13 protein-coding genes are annotated in these 15028 nt (G+C 57.5%); 10 read left to right on the top strand and 3 right to left on the bottom strand.

Annotated elements, in window-relative coordinates; all coding sequences use genetic code 11:
• Window position 1: 1 nt before the first annotated feature.
• Genes nuoG through HWX34_RS04455 form a run of 9 tightly spaced genes read left to right on the top strand, consistent with a single transcriptional unit; the run spans window position 2 to window position 10294 of the window.
• On the top strand, window positions 2–2356 hold the full coding sequence (gene nuoG / locus HWX34_RS04495) for an NADH-quinone oxidoreductase subunit NuoG (RefSeq protein ID WP_178971173.1): 2355 nt from the start codon (window positions 2–4) through the stop codon (window positions 2354–2356).
• 3 nt (window positions 2357–2359) lie between these two features.
• Window positions 2360–3406 carry an NADH-quinone oxidoreductase subunit NuoH gene (gene nuoH / locus HWX34_RS04490; RefSeq protein ID WP_045847645.1) on the top strand — a complete coding sequence of 349 codons (1047 nt, stop codon included), beginning with the start codon at window positions 2360–2362 and terminating at the stop codon, window positions 3404–3406.
• 26 nt (window positions 3407–3432) lie between these two features.
• Window positions 3433–3912 carry an NADH-quinone oxidoreductase subunit NuoI gene (gene nuoI / locus HWX34_RS04485; protein WP_197077215.1) on the top strand — a complete coding sequence of 160 codons (480 nt, stop codon included), beginning with the start codon at window positions 3433–3435 and terminating at the stop codon, window positions 3910–3912.
• Window positions 3913–3921: 9 nt separating this feature from the next.
• Entirely contained in the window at window positions 3922–4566 is a 645-nt protein-coding gene (locus HWX34_RS04480) for an NADH-quinone oxidoreductase subunit J (protein ID WP_178971172.1), read from the top strand.
• A gap of 26 nt (window positions 4567–4592) precedes the next feature.
• Window positions 4593–4898, top strand: coding sequence for an NADH-quinone oxidoreductase subunit NuoK (gene nuoK / locus HWX34_RS04475; RefSeq protein WP_045847642.1), 306 nt, complete (start codon window positions 4593–4595; stop codon window positions 4896–4898).
• A gap of 35 nt (window positions 4899–4933) precedes the next feature.
• Window positions 4934–6964 carry an NADH-quinone oxidoreductase subunit L gene (nuoL, locus tag HWX34_RS04470; protein WP_045847641.1) on the top strand — a complete coding sequence of 677 codons (2031 nt, stop codon included), beginning with the start codon at window positions 4934–4936 and terminating at the stop codon, window positions 6962–6964.
• 43 nt (window positions 6965–7007) lie between these two features.
• The gene (locus tag HWX34_RS04465) at window positions 7008–8504 is read left to right on the top strand and encodes an NADH-quinone oxidoreductase subunit M (RefSeq protein WP_178971171.1); all 1497 of its coding nucleotides are present in this window, start codon (window positions 7008–7010) and stop codon (window positions 8502–8504) included.
• Window positions 8505–8527: 23 nt separating this feature from the next.
• Window positions 8528–9982, top strand: a complete 1455-nt coding sequence (gene nuoN / locus HWX34_RS04460) for an NADH-quinone oxidoreductase subunit NuoN (protein ID WP_178971170.1) — start codon at window positions 8528–8530, stop codon at window positions 9980–9982.
• A gap of 15 nt (window positions 9983–9997) precedes the next feature.
• On the top strand, window positions 9998–10294 hold the full coding sequence (locus HWX34_RS04455; RefSeq protein WP_178971169.1) for a DUF2818 family protein: 297 nt from the start codon (window positions 9998–10000) through the stop codon (window positions 10292–10294).
• 271 nt (window positions 10295–10565) lie between these two features.
• Here HWX34_RS04455 and HWX34_RS04450 read toward each other — a convergent pair whose 3' ends face one another.
• Together HWX34_RS04450 and HWX34_RS04445 are read right to left on the bottom strand one after the other, a co-directional pair.
• Window positions 10566–11432 carry a lipid A biosynthesis lauroyl acyltransferase gene (locus HWX34_RS04450; RefSeq protein WP_178971168.1) on the bottom strand — a complete coding sequence of 289 codons (867 nt, stop codon included), beginning with the start codon at window positions 11430–11432 and terminating at the stop codon, window positions 10566–10568.
• Window positions 11429–12322, bottom strand: coding sequence for a lysophospholipid acyltransferase family protein (locus HWX34_RS04445; RefSeq protein WP_178971167.1), 894 nt, complete (start codon window positions 12320–12322; stop codon window positions 11429–11431). Before HWX34_RS04445 ends, HWX34_RS04450 begins: the two co-directional genes overlap by 4 nt.
• Window positions 12323–12399: 77 nt before the next feature.
• Between HWX34_RS04445 and metK the strand changes: the two genes are divergently transcribed.
• Window positions 12400–13569 carry a methionine adenosyltransferase gene (gene metK, locus HWX34_RS04440; protein WP_178971166.1) on the top strand — a complete coding sequence of 390 codons (1170 nt, stop codon included), beginning with the start codon at window positions 12400–12402 and terminating at the stop codon, window positions 13567–13569.
• Between the two features lie 140 nt (window positions 13570–13709).
• On the opposite strand, the gene HWX34_RS04435 is transcribed toward metK, so the two are convergent.
• Window positions 13710–15020, bottom strand: a complete 1311-nt coding sequence (locus HWX34_RS04435) for an ammonium transporter (protein ID WP_178971165.1) — start codon at window positions 15018–15020, stop codon at window positions 13710–13712.
• Window positions 15021–15028: the final 8 nt, after the last annotated feature.

The following is a 15028-nucleotide window of genomic DNA, read 5'->3' as shown; positions in this document are numbered from 1 at the left end:
GATGCTTGAAATCGAAATCGACGGTAAAAAACTGACTGTCCCGCAAGGCAGTACCGTGATGGATGCCGCCCATTCCGTGGGTACGCACATCCCTCACTTCTGCTACCACAAGAAACTGTCCATCGCAGCCAACTGCCGCATGTGTCTGGTTGAAGTGGAAAAGGCACCCAAGCCGCTGCCCGCCTGCGCTACGCCGGTGACCGACGGCATGAAGGTGCATACCCATTCCGACCTGGCCAAGAAGGCCCAGGCCGGCGTGATGGAATTCCTGCTGATCAACCACCCGCTGGATTGCCCGATTTGCGACCAGGGCGGTGAGTGCCAGTTGCAGGATCTGGCTGTGGGCTATGGCAACTCCACCTCGCGCTATCAGGAAGAAAAGCGCACCGTGGTGGCCAAGGACATGGGTCCACTGGTATCGGCTGAAGAAATGGCGCGTTGCATCCACTGCACCCGCTGCGTACGCTTCACCGAAGAAATTGGCGGCTTCCAGGAAATCGGCATGGCCAACCGTAGCGAATTCTCGGAAATCATGCCCTACCTGGGCAAGACCGTTAATTCGGAAATCTCCGGTAACGTCATCGACCTCTGCCCGGTTGGCGCGCTGACCTCCAAGCCTTTCCGCTACACCACCCGTGCCTGGGAGCTGTCCCGCCGCAAGTCGGTCAGCCCGCACGATGGTCTGGGTTCCAACCTGATCGTTCAGGTGAAATCCAACGAAGTGATGCGTGTACTGCCGCTGGAAAACGAAGCCATCAACGAATGCTGGATCGCCGACCGCGACCGCTTCTCGTATGAGGGCCTGAATTCGGCCGAGCGTCTGCAAAAGCCGATGATCAAGTTTGACGGCAAGTGGCACGAAACCGACTGGGAAACCGCACTGGCCTACGTGGTCAAGGGTCTGAACGGCGTATCTGCCGAACACGGCAAGGATGCCATCGGCTTCCTCACCAGTCCGCATTCCACCACCGAAGAACTGTATCTGGCACAAAAGCTGGCTCGCAGCTTTGGTGTCAACAACATCGACTATCGTCTGCGTCGTAGTGACTTCTCGGCCGATGCCGCCCAGCAAGGCGCGCAATGGCTGGGTTCCAGCATTGTCGAGCTGACCACGGCCAAGTCCATCCTGGTGGTGGGCAGCACCCAGCGCAAGGAGCAGCCGCTGCTGGCTTCCCGCCTGCGTCAGGCGGTGAAGAAGGGCAGTGCGCTCAACGTCATCCACGTGACTGACGATGCGCTGCTGACCGCAGTCAATGCAAAGCTGATCGTATCGCCGCTGGCGCTGGTCAACGCGCTGGCCCAGGTGCTGAAGGCAGTGGTTGAGCTCAAGTCTGCTCAAACGGCCGTTGATCTGGCTGCCGTTACCGTAGGTGCCGAGGCGCAAGCCATTGCCGCCAGCCTGGCTGGTGCAGAGTCTGCCGCCATCGTGCTGGGTAATGTAGCGCAACACCATCCGGCATTTGCGCAACTGCTGAAGCTGGCACAGGAAATCTCCGCGCTGACCGGCGCACGTTTCGGCCTGCTGGCTGAAGCTGCCAACAGCACCGGTGCTGAACTGGTTGGTGCCTTGCCGCACCGCGCAGTCTTTGGTGCTGCGGCCACTGCAGGCCTGAACGCTGCCGCAATGATTGCCGCGCCGCGCAAGGCTTACTTCCTGCTCAACACCGAAGTCGAGTCCGACAGCTACAACCCGCAAGCTGCGGTAGCCGCAATGAAACAGGCTGCCACCGTGATTGCGCTGACCGCCTACAAGGGCGCAGGTCTGCTGGATTACGCTGACGTGCTGCTGCCGATCGCGCCGTTCTCCGAGACAGCCGGTTCCTTCGTCAACATGGAAGGCAAGCTGCAGTCCTTCAACGGTGTAGTGCGTCCGCTGGGCGAAACCCGTCCGGCCTGGAAGGTACTGCGTGTGCTGGGCAATATGCTGGGTCTGACCGGCTTCGAGCAGAACAGTGCTGAAGAAGTCCGTGCCGAATTGCTGGCCGAGGGTTCCATCGAATCCTCCCTCAGCAATGCACTGGGCGATGTGGCCATCAATGCCGCTGTAAGCACCGGTCTGGTGCGCATTGGCGAAGTGCCGCTGTACCAGGCTGATGCCATCTGCCGTCGCGCCCCGTCCTTGCAGAAGACTGCTGATGCAGCTGCGCCGGTTGCCACCGCTCACTCCAGCCTGCTGGCCAGCCTGAATGTGGCTGCCGGTTCCCAGGCCGTATTGCGTCAGGGCAGTGGCGAGCTGAAGGTGCTGGTTGAAGCCGACGACAGTCTGCCGGCTGATACGGTGCGCCTGGCAACCGCGCATCCGCTGACTGCTGGTCTGGGTGGCATGTTCGATTCCATCGCGCTTTCACAGGGGTAAAACATGGAGTTCTTGCAAAGCATTCTCGGTAATGAAGCGGGGCTCACGGTGTGGACCCTGCTGAAAATCATCGCCATCGTGGCTCCGATGATGATTACCGTCGCTTATCTGACCTACGCCGAGCGCAAGGTCATTGGCTATATGCAGATCCGTATCGGCCCTAACCGGGTCGGTCCGCTGGGCCTGCTGCAGCCGCTGGCTGACGGCCTGAAGCTGCTGATGAAGGAAATCATTCTGCCGACGCAGTCCAGCAAGGGCTTGTTCCTGCTGGCTCCGGTGCTGGCCATCGGGCCAGCACTGGCTGCCTGGGCTGTGGTTCCCTTCAGCGATACGCTGGTTCTGGCCAACATCAACGCGTCCTTGCTGTACATCCTGGCGCTGTCCTCGATTGGTGTTTACGGCATCATCGTGGCCGGCTGGGCGGGTAACTCCAAGTACTCCTTCCTGGGTGCCATGCGCTCTGCCGCACAGATCGTTTCTTACGAACTGGCAATGGGCTTCGCACTGGTTGGCGTACTGATGGTGTCCAGCAGTCTGAACCTGGTTGACATTGTCAAGCAGCAGGCACACGGCATGGCGGGTGGTTCGCTGTTCTCCTGGAACTGGCTGCCGCTGTTCCCGCTGTTCATCGTCTACCTGATCTCCGGTGTGGCTGAAACCAACCGTGCTCCGTTTGACGTGGCCGAAGGTGAATCTGAAATCGTGGCCGGTTTCCACGTGGAATATTCCGGTATGGCATTCGCCGTGTTCTTCCTCGCCGAATACGCCAACATGATTCTGGTTTCCGCCCTGACTTCCATCCTGTTCCTGGGTGGCTGGCTGTCGCCCTTCCCGGCAAGCTGGGGCCTGCTGGGTGCCGGCGGCTTCTTCTGGCTGGCTGCGAAAATGGCCTTTGTGCTGTTCTGCTTCCTGTGGTTCCGCGCGACTTTCCCGCGTTATCGCTATGACCAGATCATGCGTCTGGGCTGGAAGGTGTTCATTCCGGTTACCCTGGTGTGGATCCTGGTCCTGGGTATCTGGATGATGACCCCGCTGTCGCTGTGGAACTGAGGGGATAGGTAAAGAACATGGATACGATTCGCAACTTTTTCAAAACCTTCCTGCTGGTGGAACTGGTCAAGGGCCTGATGCTGACCGGGCGTTATTTCTTTGCCCGCAAGATTACCGTCCAGTTCCCGGAAGAGAAGACGCCGATCTCCCCGCGTTTCCGCGGCCTGCATGCGCAGCGTCGCTACGCCAACGGTGAAGAGCGTTGCATTGCCTGTAAGTTGTGCGAGGCGGTGTGCCCGGCAATGGCGATCTCGATCGAGTCGGAACAGCGCGAAGACGGCACTCGCCGTACTTCCCGCTACGACATCGACCTGACCAAGTGCATTTTCTGCGGTTTCTGCGAAGAAGCATGCCCGGTCGACGCCATCGTCGAGACCCATATCTTCGAATACCACGGTGAAAAACGTGGCGACCTCTACTACACCAAGCCGATGCTGTTGGCGGTGGGTGACAAGTACGAGGCCGAAATCGCTGCCAACAAGGCAGCCGATGCCAAGTACCGTTAAGGGGGCCTCATGAGCATGACTACGGTTATTTTCTACATCCTGTCCGCCATTCTGCTGTTTGCGGCGGTTCGGGTGGTCACTGCCAAGAACCCGGTACACGCCGTGTTGTATCTGGTTCTGGCCTTCTTCACCAGCTCCGGACACTGGTTGCTGCTGCAGTCCGAGTTCCTGGCCATTACCCTAGTACTGGTTTATGTCGGCGCGGTGATGGTGCTGTTCCTGTTTGTGGTGATGATGCTGGACATCAATATCGAGCAATTGCGTGAGGGTTTCTGGCGCAATTTCCCGGTGGCAGTGACTGTCGGCCTCATCATGGCTTTCGAAATGGTACTGATCCTGACCAACCCGCACACCGGCCTGGCTGACTACAAAGCCGGTGCCGCACTGGCAGCTGATGCCAGCAATGTGAAGGTACTGGGTCGTCAGCTGTATACCACCTACCTGCTGCCGTTCGAGCTGGCTGCGGTTGTGCTGCTGGTGGCCATGGTGGCTGCCATTGGTCTGACCCAGCGTAGCCGCAAGGATACCAAGGTGGTGGATGCCGGCGATCAGGTCAAGGTTCGCAGTCAGGACCGTGTACGCATCGTGAAGATGCAAGCCGAGAAAAACGTGGAAGCGGCCGATACTGCCGAGTCCGGTGAGCAACAGGCCTGACGGCCGAACAACATAAGGGAGGAAATGTGCTGACACTAACTCACTTCCTGGTGCTGGCCGCAATCCTGTTTGCCATCAGCGTGCTGGGGATTTTCCTGAACCGGAAGAACCTGATCGTACTGTTGATGGCCATCGAACTGATGCTGCTGGCAGTGAATTTCAATTTCATTGCCTTCTCGCATTACCTGTCCGATACAGCAGGCCAGATTTTCGTGTTCTTCATCCTGACGGTAGCAGCGGCAGAATCCGCCATTGGCTTGGCCATTCTGGTGGTGCTGTTCCGCAATATGCGGACCATCAACGTTGAAGACCTGGGCAGCCTCAAGGGCTAAGGCAAACCGGTTACCAAACTACAAAGCACACAAGCATGGATATGAAAAGCTTATACCTGCTGATAGCGCTCTCACCTCTGGTGGGGTCCATCATCGCAGGCTTGTTTGGATGGGCAATCGGCCGCCGCGCTTCCCACGTCGTGACCATTCTCGGCGTGGCAGTCTCGGCAGCCCTGTCCTTCAAGGTACTTTATGCCTTCCTTACCGGGCAGGCTGAAGTTTTCAACGCGCCGGTCTACACCTGGCTGACGGTGGGGGGCTATGAGTTCTCCGTCGGCTTCCTGGTGGACTCGCTGACAGCAATGATGCTGGTCGTGGTGACCTTCGTGTCGCTGATGGTGCATATCTACACCATCGGTTACATGCAGGAAGACCCGGGCTATCAGCGCTTCTTCAGCTACATCTCGCTGTTTACCTTCTCGATGCTGATGCTGGTGATGAGCAACAACTTCATCCAGCTGTTCTTCGGTTGGGAAGCAGTGGGTCTGGTGTCCTACCTGTTGATCGGCTTCTGGTTCAAGCGTCCGACCGCCATCTATGCCAACCTCAAGGCATTCCTGGTTAACCGTGTGGGTGACTTCGGTTTCCTGCTGGGTATCGGCCTGGTACTGGCCTACTTCGGTGGTTCGCTGAACTACAGCGATGTGTTTGCTGCTGCTCCGGCTCTGGCGCACAAGACCATCCAGATCATCCCGGGTTGTGAGTGGTCGCTGCTGACCGTCACCTGCATCCTGCTGTTCATCGGCGCGATGGGTAAGTCTGCCCAGTTCCCGCTGCACGTGTGGCTGCCGGACTCGATGGAGGGCCCGACCCCGATCTCCGCACTGATCCACGCGGCGACCATGGTGACTGCCGGTATCTTCATGGTATCGCGCATGAGCCCGCTGTTCGAAATGTCGGATACCGCGCTGAACGTGGTACTGGTGGCTGGTTCCATCACCGCCTTGTTCATGGGTTTCCTGGGCATCGTGCAGAACGACATCAAGCGTGTGGTGGCTTACTCCACGCTGTCGCAGCTGGGTTACATGACCGTGGCACTGGGCGTTTCCGCCTATCCGGTGGCCATGTTCCACGTGATGACCCACGCCTTCTTCAAGGCCTTGCTATTCCTTGGTGCCGGCTCCGTGATCATGGGTATGCACCATGACCAGGACATGCGCAATATGGGTGGCCTGCGCAAGTACATGCCGATTACTTGGCTGACTTCGCTGCTGGGTTCGCTGGCGCTGATCGGTACGCCGTTCTTCTCCGGTTTCTACTCCAAGGACTCCATCATCGAAGCGGTACAGCTGTCGCACCTGCCGGCAGCCGGTTTTGCCTACTTCGCGGTGATTGCCGGTGTATTCGTCACCGCCTTCTACTCCTTCCGCATGTACTTCCTGGTCTTCCATGGCAAGGAACGCTGGATGGAGAAAAAGGACGACCACCATCATGGTCATGACGATCACGACCATCATCATGGTTTGGGTCCGAATGACAAGCCGCACGAGTCCCCGTGGGTGGTGACCCTGCCGCTGGTATTGCTGGCCATTCCGTCGGTGCTGGTAGGCTTCTTCGCCATCGAACCGCTGCTGTACGGTTCCTTCTTCAAGGGTGTGATCACCATCAACAGTGAAGCACATCCGGCGCTGGAAGAACTGGCACACGAATTCCACGGCTCTGTTGCCATGGGGGTTCACGCATTCACTTCGCTGCCATTCCTGCTGGCCCTGGCCGGTGTGGTGACTGCCTGGTTCTTCTACATGAAGGCGCCGCAGATTCCCGCTGCCATCAAGCAGAAGTTCAGCTTCGTGAACCAGATTCTGGAAAACAAGTACTACCTGGACGAACTGTATTTTGCAGTGTTTGCCAAGGGCTCCCGTGCTCTGGGTACCTTCTTCTGGAAGGTGGGCGACATGCTGCTGATCGACGGCCTGGTGGTGAATGGTGCAGCCAAACTGGTGGGAACCTTCTCCAGAGTGGTACGCAAGCTGCAGACTGGCTTCATCTACAGTTATGCCACGACCATGATCATTGGCGTGCTGGCTTTGATGACGCTGTGGTTCTCGCAGATCATCCTGCGCTAAGGCCCAGACCTCTGGAATTGGAATAACTACTTAGGTTTTGACTATGTTCACAAATCAGTTAAGTCTGGTGATCTGGGCCCCGATCGTGGCCGGGTTGCTGGTACTGGCTACGGGAGGAGACCAACGGGCCACCATGGCTCGCTGGGTCGCCGTAGCCGGTGCCCTGATCGGTTTCCTGTTGTCCCTGCCCTTGTTTACCGGCTTTGACAACCTGAACGGCGGCATGCAGTTCGAGGAAGTGAAGCCGTGGATTGCCTCCTTCGGTATCCAGTACCATCTGGGTGTTGACGGCATTTCCATGCTGTTTGTCATCCTGAACAGCTTCACCACCCTGATGGTGGTGCTGGCTGGCTGGGAAGTCATCAAGAAGCGCCAGTCGCAGTACATGGCCGCTTTCCTGATCATGTCCGGCCTGATCAACGGTGCATTTGCCGCGCTGGATGCCATTCTGTTCTATGTCTTCTTTGAAGGCATGCTGATCCCGATGTACCTGATCATCGGTGTCTGGGGTGGTCCGCGTCGTGTGTATGCATCCTTCAAGTTCTTCCTGTACACCCTGCTCGGTTCGCTGCTGATGCTGGTTGCCTTGATCTACCTGTACTTCCAGGCTGGCAAGACATTCGACATCCAGGCCTTTCAGGCAATTGCCAAGATTCCGCTGCACGTACAGATCCTGCTGTTCATCGCCTTCTTCCTGTCGTTCGCCGTAAAGGTGCCGATGTGGCCGGTGCATACCTGGTTGCCGGATGCCCACGTGGAAGCGCCGACTGGTGGTTCCATGGTGCTGGCAGCCATCACGCTGAAGATTGGTGCTTACGGCTTCCTGCGGTTTGCGCTGCCCATCCTGCCGGATGCAGCACGTGAACTGTCGTGGATCATGGTTGCCCTGTCGCTGGTGGCCGTGGTGTACATCGGTCTGGTTGCGCTGGTACAAACCGACATGAAGAAACTGGTGGCTTACTCCTCCATTTCCCACATGGGCTTTGTCACCCTGGGCATGTTCATGTTCACCGGTTCGCACCTGAACCAGTGGGCGGTTGAGGGCGCACTGGTTCAGATGGTGTCGCACGGCTTCGTTTCCGCCGGCATGTTCTTCTGTATCGGTGTGATGTACGACCGCGTGCACAGCCGCAATATCGCCGACTACGGTGGTGTGGCCAACAAGATGCCGATCTTTGCTGCCTTCATGATGCTGTTTGCCATGGCCAACTCCGGTCTGCCGGCAACTTCCGGTTTTGCCGGTGAGTTCATGGTGATCATGGGTGCGGTACAGGTGAACTTCTGGTACGCCGCGCTGGCCGCAACCACCCTGATCTTCGGTGCTGCTTACACACTGTGGATGTACAAGCGGGTGATCTTTGGCGAGGTGAGCAATCACCACGTTGAAGAAATGGCTGACGTGAACAAACGCGAGTTCCTGGTGCTGGTCGTTCTGGCCATTGCGGTGCTGGGCATGGGTCTGTATCCGCAAGGCTTCGTCGAGAAGATGCACCTGTCGGTAAATGACCTGATTGCGCATGTTGCGCAGACCAAGCTCTAAGCTAAGGCCATAAGGAAAACATAATGAATTGGGCTGATCTGAACCTGATGCCTGCATTGCCCGAACTGTTCATGTCCGGGGCAATTCTGGTCATCCTCATGCTCGATGCCTTTATTTCGGACGCAAAGCGCGGCATGCATTACGGCCTCGCCTTGCTGACGTTGGCAGTCTGTGCCCTGTTGCAGGTGCAAACCTACCCGGTGGTTCCGGTACATACCTTCTCTGGCATGTTTGTCAGTGATGCATTGTCCAGTCTGGTAAAGCTGGCCATGTATGGCAGTACCGCCATCGTGCTGGTGTACAGCCGTCAGTACATTGCTGACCGCGGCCTGCTGCGCGGCGAGTTCTTCTCCCTGGCACTGTTTGCACTGCTGGGCATGAACTTCATGGTATCTGCATCCAGCTTCGTGTCGCTGTACATGGGTCTGGAACTGCTGTCGCTGTCGCTGTATTCGCTGATTGCGCTGCAGCGTGATTCGGTGAAGGCAACCGAGTCGGCCATGAAGTACTTCGTGCTGGGTGCACTGGCTTCCGGCCTGCTGTTGTACGGTATTTCCATGATTTACGGTGCTACTGGCACGCTGGATCTGGCGCTGGTTGCCAAGGCAATCAAGGCCCATACCGCCAACGACATGCTGCTGGTATTTGGCCTGGTGTTCATCGTGGCTGGCTTGTGCTTCAAGCTGGGTGCGGTACCGTTCCACATGTGGGTACCGGACGTTTACCAAGGCTCGGCAACAGCCGTTACCCTGATGGTGGGTGCAGCGCCGAAGCTGGCTGCGTTTGTCTTTGTACTGCGCATCCTGGTGCAAGGCCTGGAAGCCATGGTGGCCGACTGGCAGGCCATGCTGGCCCTGGTGGCTGTGCTGTCCATGGCCATCGGTAACATCACTGCCATCGCACAAACCAACATCAAGCGCATGCTGGCTTACTCAACCATCTCCCATATGGGCTTCCTGCTGCTGGGCCTGTTGGCTGGTACCCCGGATGGCTATGCCGCTGCCTTGTTCTACGCCCTGATCTACGTGCTGATGTCCATGGTCAGCTTCGGTATCCTGCTGGGTCTGTCCCGTGCCGGTTTCGAATGCGAAACCCTGGACGACCTGAAGGGCTTGAACAGCCGCAACAGCTGGTATGCCCTGCTGATGCTGCTGACCATGTTCTCCATGGCAGGTGTTCCGCCGCTCGCTGGCTTCTATGCCAAGTTCGCCGTCATCAAGGCCATTGCAGACATCCATCTGTACTGGCTGGCCGTGGTATCCGTGATGATGTCGTTGATTGGTGCCTTCTACTACCTGCGTGTGGTGAAGAACATCTACTTCGACGAAGCACAGGATACTTCCGCCATCGTGATGCGTGCCGACATGAAGCTGGTGCTGTCGCTGAATGCCATTGCGCTGCTGGTACTGGGCGTAGTGCCGGAACGTGTGATCGTGCTGTGCATGCAAGCGATGAAGCAATCGCTGGCTGCCATCTAAACGAAAGCCCTGTACATGCAAGCCAGTGTTGCTACCTTGCTGATCGTCGCCTTCCTGGCGGCAAACCTGCCCTTCCTGACCTCGCGTCTGGCTGGTGTGCTCCCGCTTGCCAACAAGCATTTCGGTTGGCGTTTGCTGGAAATGGCGGTGCTGTTTCTGCTGGTCGGGCTGTTTGCGCGTTTTCTCGAGACCAAGCAGATGCCGGTTCAGCAGCAGCACTGGCAGTTCTATGTCACGACAGCTGCCTTGTTTGTAGTGTTTGCGTTTCCCGGTTTTGTCTATCAGATGTTCTGGAAGAAGCGCAGCCACTAAGCAGTAAGGCTTGCAAAGAAAACCCGGCTTCGGCTGGGTTTTTTCATGGCTTGTCATTGCCTGTTCAGGACAAAGGATTGCTTGCAGGTAGCGACTGGGTTTGCAGTCGCCGGGCATGGCAGTGCAGGGTAGCAGGGGAGTGCAGGCGGGCTACGTTGGGATGTCAAAGAACCCTTCAGGTCGGATTGATCCTTATCTGCGGGCTTTCCAATTGCAACGGACAAGAAAAAACCCGGCACGGGGCCGGGTTTTCTTGTTACAGGCATGGCATTCAATAAATGCGCTGTTCACCTTCTGGGCGGCTTTTGAAGCGTTTGTGCAGCCAGAAGTATTGGGCAGGTATCTCACGGATCCGCTCTTCCAGAAAGGCATTCATGCGCCGTGTATCAGTTACTACATCATCGGTCGGGTAGTTTTCCCATGCCGGATAAAATTCCAGCTCGAAGCGATTGCCAACACGGCGCGCGATCAAGGGAACCACGTGCGCCTTGGCCAGCTTGCTGATGCGTGACAGGCCGGTAATCGTCGCGGCATCCTTCTCGAAGAATTTCACGAACACCGAGTCGCGCGCGCCAAAGTCCTGATCAGGCAGGTAGAGGAAAGGCGTGTGTTCCTTGCGCATGGCCTTGATGATGGAGCGCAAGCCTTCATTACGCGGCACGATATAGCAATTGTTGTAGCGCTGACGGCCAGCGTAGATCTGGGCATCCAGCGTGTCATTCTTCTGTTGCGAATAAACGCTCACCAGCGGCAGCACCTGGTTCAGCGCAAAAACACACATCTCGAAGCCGACAAAGTGGGGATAGAACAGGATCACATCCTCTCCCTTGGCGCGCAGCTCCTCCACGATGTGCAGATTCTTGATGGTAACCAGCTTGCGGATGCGCTCGGCAGAGCTCCACCAGGCAACACCGTATTCCAGTGCCAGGCGGATCATGTAGCCAAAATTGGCCTTGATCAGCCGCTTGCGTTCAGCCTCGCTCATGTCAGGGAAACAAATGCGCAAGTTGGTGAGGCCTACCTTGCGACGGTCAGCTGCCAGGTGATAGGCCACCAATCCAATTCCATCCGCCAGTGAACCAATCGCCCACATGGGCAGCAGGCGAATCAGCCATAACAGGGCAAAAACAATCTTCATGGGTTTCCTTGCTGATGGTCCGGCGGCGTGACGCCCGCCGGGCATTTGTAACGGTTGTAGCTCCACAGGTACTGGCTGGGGAAGCGGCGGATCATGTCTTCCACGGTCCGGTTTAGCAGCGCGCAATCGGCATCCTTGTCACCACTGAATGGCTGGGACATGGCTTCGATATGCACGACGAAGCCCTCGCCACGTGGCAGGCGCTCGCCAACAAAAAACAGCACTTCCACACCGCTAACCTGCGCCAGGCGCGGTACCAGGCTCATGGTGTAAGCCGGTTTGCCAAAAAAAGCTGCCCATACCCCTTCCCCGTTGCCAGGAACCTGATCGGGCAAAATGATGGTGGCTTCGCCCGACTTCAGCGCCTTCATCAGAATACGCACACCGGCCCCGGTGGCCGGTGCGGTCTTGCCCTTGCCGCGCGCGCGGCCTGCCTGCATCACCGGTTCCAGCCAGGCAAGCTTTGGCGGCCGGTACATGGCAGTCAACGGAAAGGGCAGGCGCGAGCTGATGTAACGGCCGGCAATGTCATAGCTGCCAAGGTGCGGGGTGACAAAAACAATACCGTGACCGGCCTGCAAGGCACGTTCAACATGCTCCCAGCCATGACAGTCTTTTACCAGCGCGGCAATGTCTTCCGGCTCCCGGCACCAGGCTATTGACAATTCCAATGCACCTTTACCGGTTTCCAGTGCGGATTGTTTGACTAGTCCTTGTAAAACCTGATAATTTTCACAGATTTTACTCGACGCCAGATTACTTCTCATCCGCTCTGCATAGCGCGGGGATGAAAGGTAAGTAAGCCGCCCCAGAATGGCGCCGAGACATTGCAGCCACGACAGCGGCAAACGCGCCAGCAAGGACAACACGAGTTGGACCAGCTTGGACATGGTTTAGTCAGTGGTGATCGTAAAGCGGCCTATTTTATCATCACACTGTTTTGCTTTATTCGGGAATCAACAAACAAATGAGCGAATATCTGTTTACGTCGGAATCGGTATCGGAAGGCCATCCGGACAAAGTAGCCGACCAAATCTCCGATGCCATCCTCGATGCCATCCTGCGCGAAGACAAATACGCTCGCGTAGCAGCCGAAACCCTGGTCAACACCGGCCTGGTGGTACTGGCTGGTGAAATTACCACCTCGGCCAATGTCGACTACATCAAGATTGCACGCGAGACCATCAAGCGCATCGGTTACGACAACTCCGAGCTGGGTTTCGACTACCATGGCTGCGCCGTCATGGCCTGCTACGACAAGCAATCGCAAGACATCGCCCAGGGCGTGAACGAAGGCGAAGGCCTGGACCTGAACCAGGGCGCTGGCGACCAGGGCCTGATGTTTGGCTATGCCTGCGACGAAACCCCGACGCTGATGCCTTTCCCCATCTACTACGCCCATCGTCTGGTACAGCGGCAGGCCGAACTGCGCAAGGATGGCCGCCTGCCGTGGCTGCGTCCGGATGCCAAGAGCCAGATCACCTGCGTCTACGATGGTGAAACCGGCCTGCCCAAGCGCATCGACACCGTGGTGCTGTCCACCCAGCACAGCCCGGACATCGACCACAAGACGCTGACCGAAGCGGTGATTGAAGACATCATCAAGCCGGTCCTGCCGCCGGAAATGCTGACTGCTGAAACCAAGTATCTGGTGAACCCGACTGGCCGCTTTGTGATTGGCGGCCCGATGGGCGATTGCGGCCTGACCGGTCGCAAGATCATTGTCGACACCTACGGTGGTGCCGCCCCGCACGGTGGTGGCGCCTTCTCCGGCAAGGACCCGTCCAAGGTAGACCGCTCTGCCGCCTATGCTGGTCGTTATGTGGCCAAGAACATCGTCGCTGCCGGCCTCGCCCGTCAGTGCCAGATCCAGGTTTCCTACGCCATCGGCGTGGCCGAGCCTACCTCGATTGCAGTCGATACCTTCGGCACCAACAAGATTCCGAATGAAAAGATCGTGGAACTGGTGAAGAAGCACTTCGACCTGCGTCCGAAAGGCATCATCCAGATGCTGGACCTGCTGCGTCCGATCTACGGCAAGACCGCCGCTTACGGCCACTTCGGCCGTGAAGAGCCGGAATTCACCTGGGAGCGCACCGACAAGGTGGAAGCGCTGCGCGCTGACGCCGGTCTGTAACACAGCTATTTTTTCCAAGCCAGAAAGCACCGATTCATCTCGGTGCTTTTTTTCATGCCTGTTTGCCAAGGACATAAAAAAAGGGCGCCGAAGCGCCCCGAAGTCCCTTACCACAACTTGTAGATGGTGTTGGCTGCTTATTACTCCACACGCTCGCCGTGCAGAACCACATCCAGACCTTCGCGTTCTTCGTCTTCAGCCACACGCAGGCCAACAACCACATCAATGATTTTCAGCAGGATGAAGGTGATGATGGCGCAGTACACCACGGTCACACCCACACCGATTGCCTGAGTCGCCAGGCTACCTTCGGAACCACCAATGCTCTTCACTGCGAATACACCGGTCAGCAGGGCACCAACGATACCGCCAACGCCATGCACACCAAAAGCATCCAGCGAGTCATCGTAGCCCAGCATGTGTTTCAGGCCGGTGGCGCCCCAGAAGCAAACCACGCCTGCCACTGCACCAATAATCAAGGCACCTTTCACATCCACGAAACCAGCTGCCGGAGTGATGGCAACCAGGCCAGCTACCGCACCGGAAGCAATGCCCAGTACCGACGGCTTTTTCTTGTGAATCCACTCAGCAAAAGTCCAGGCCAGTGCAGCCAGGCCGGTTGCAACCTGAGTGGTCACCATGGCCATGCCGGCACGACCATCAGCAGCACCTGCAGAGCCGGCATTGAAGCCGAACCAACCTACCCACAGCATGGAAGCACCAATCAGGGTCAGGATCAGGTTATGCGGCGGCATGGCTTCCTTGCCAAAACCCACACGCTTGCCCATTACCAGCGCACAGATCAGACCGGCAATACCTGCATTGATGTGCACCACGGTGCCGCCAGCAAAGTCCAGCACGCCCTGGCCGCTCATCCAGCCGCCCGGACCCCATACCCAGTGGGCAACCGGTACATAAACCAGCAGGGACCACAGTGCAGTAAAGATCAGCAGGGCAGAGAATTTCATCCGCTCAGCAAATGCGCCGGTGATCAGTGCCGGGGTAATGATGGCAAAGGTCATCTGGAACATCATGAACACCGATTCCGGAATGGTGCCTGCAGCCGGGTGAACCGCTACTTTCTTGGTATCGGCAATGTAGTCCATGCCATCCAGGAAGACACGGCTCAGGTCACCCAGGTAGGGATTGCCAACAGTAAAGGCCAGGCTGTAGCCAACGATGGCCCACAGCACGGTCACCAGTGCGGTGATGGCAAAGCTTTGCATTAGTGTGGCCAGTACGTTCTTTTTGCGGACCATGCCGCCGTAGAACAGGGCCAGGCCCGGAATGGTCATGAACAGCACCAGTGCGGTGGAGGTCAGCATCCAGGCAGTGTCGCCGGAGTTGATGACCTTGAAGTCCGCCATGGCCGGACCTGCCGGTGCATCAGCCAGAACGGGCAGGGCCAGCGACAGCAGGCCGGCACCCAAGGCAGCAAGTTTCTTCTTCATGTGATTTC

Source organism: Aquitalea sp. LB_tupeE (genome assembly GCF_013391415.1).
Lineage (GTDB): Bacteria > Pseudomonadota > Gammaproteobacteria > Burkholderiales > Chromobacteriaceae > Aquitalea.
This window is presented reverse-complemented; position numbering and strand designations above follow the sequence as displayed.

Bases quoted from the DNA above. Each gene is read 5' to 3' on its own strand.
- metK (WP_178971166.1), top strand. From the start codon at position 12,400: ATGAGCGAATATCTGTTTACGTCGGAATCGGTATCGGAAGGCCATCCG.
- HWX34_RS04480 (WP_178971172.1), top strand. From the start codon at position 3,922: ATGAGCATGACTACGGTTATTTTCTACATCCTGTCCGCCATTCTGCTG.
- HWX34_RS04465 (WP_178971171.1), top strand. From the start codon at position 7,008: ATGTTCACAAATCAGTTAAGTCTGGTGATCTGGGCCCCGATCGTGGCC.
- HWX34_RS04445 (WP_178971167.1), bottom strand. From the start codon at position 12,322: ATGTCCAAGCTGGTCCAACTCGTGTTGTCCTTGCTGGCGCGTTTGCCG.
- HWX34_RS04450 (WP_178971168.1), bottom strand. From the start codon at position 11,432: ATGAAGATTGTTTTTGCCCTGTTATGGCTGATTCGCCTGCTGCCCATG.
- HWX34_RS04435 (WP_178971165.1), bottom strand. From the start codon at position 15,020: ATGAAGAAGAAACTTGCTGCCTTGGGTGCCGGCCTGCTGTCGCTGGCC.
- nuoH (WP_045847645.1), top strand. From the start codon at position 2,360: ATGGAGTTCTTGCAAAGCATTCTCGGTAATGAAGCGGGGCTCACGGTG.
- nuoN (WP_178971170.1), top strand. From the start codon at position 8,528: ATGAATTGGGCTGATCTGAACCTGATGCCTGCATTGCCCGAACTGTTC.
- nuoG (WP_178971173.1), top strand. From the start codon at position 2: ATGCTTGAAATCGAAATCGACGGTAAAAAACTGACTGTCCCGCAAGGC.
- nuoL (WP_045847641.1), top strand. From the start codon at position 4,934: ATGGATATGAAAAGCTTATACCTGCTGATAGCGCTCTCACCTCTGGTG.
- HWX34_RS04455 (WP_178971169.1), top strand. From the start codon at position 9,998: ATGCAAGCCAGTGTTGCTACCTTGCTGATCGTCGCCTTCCTGGCGGCA.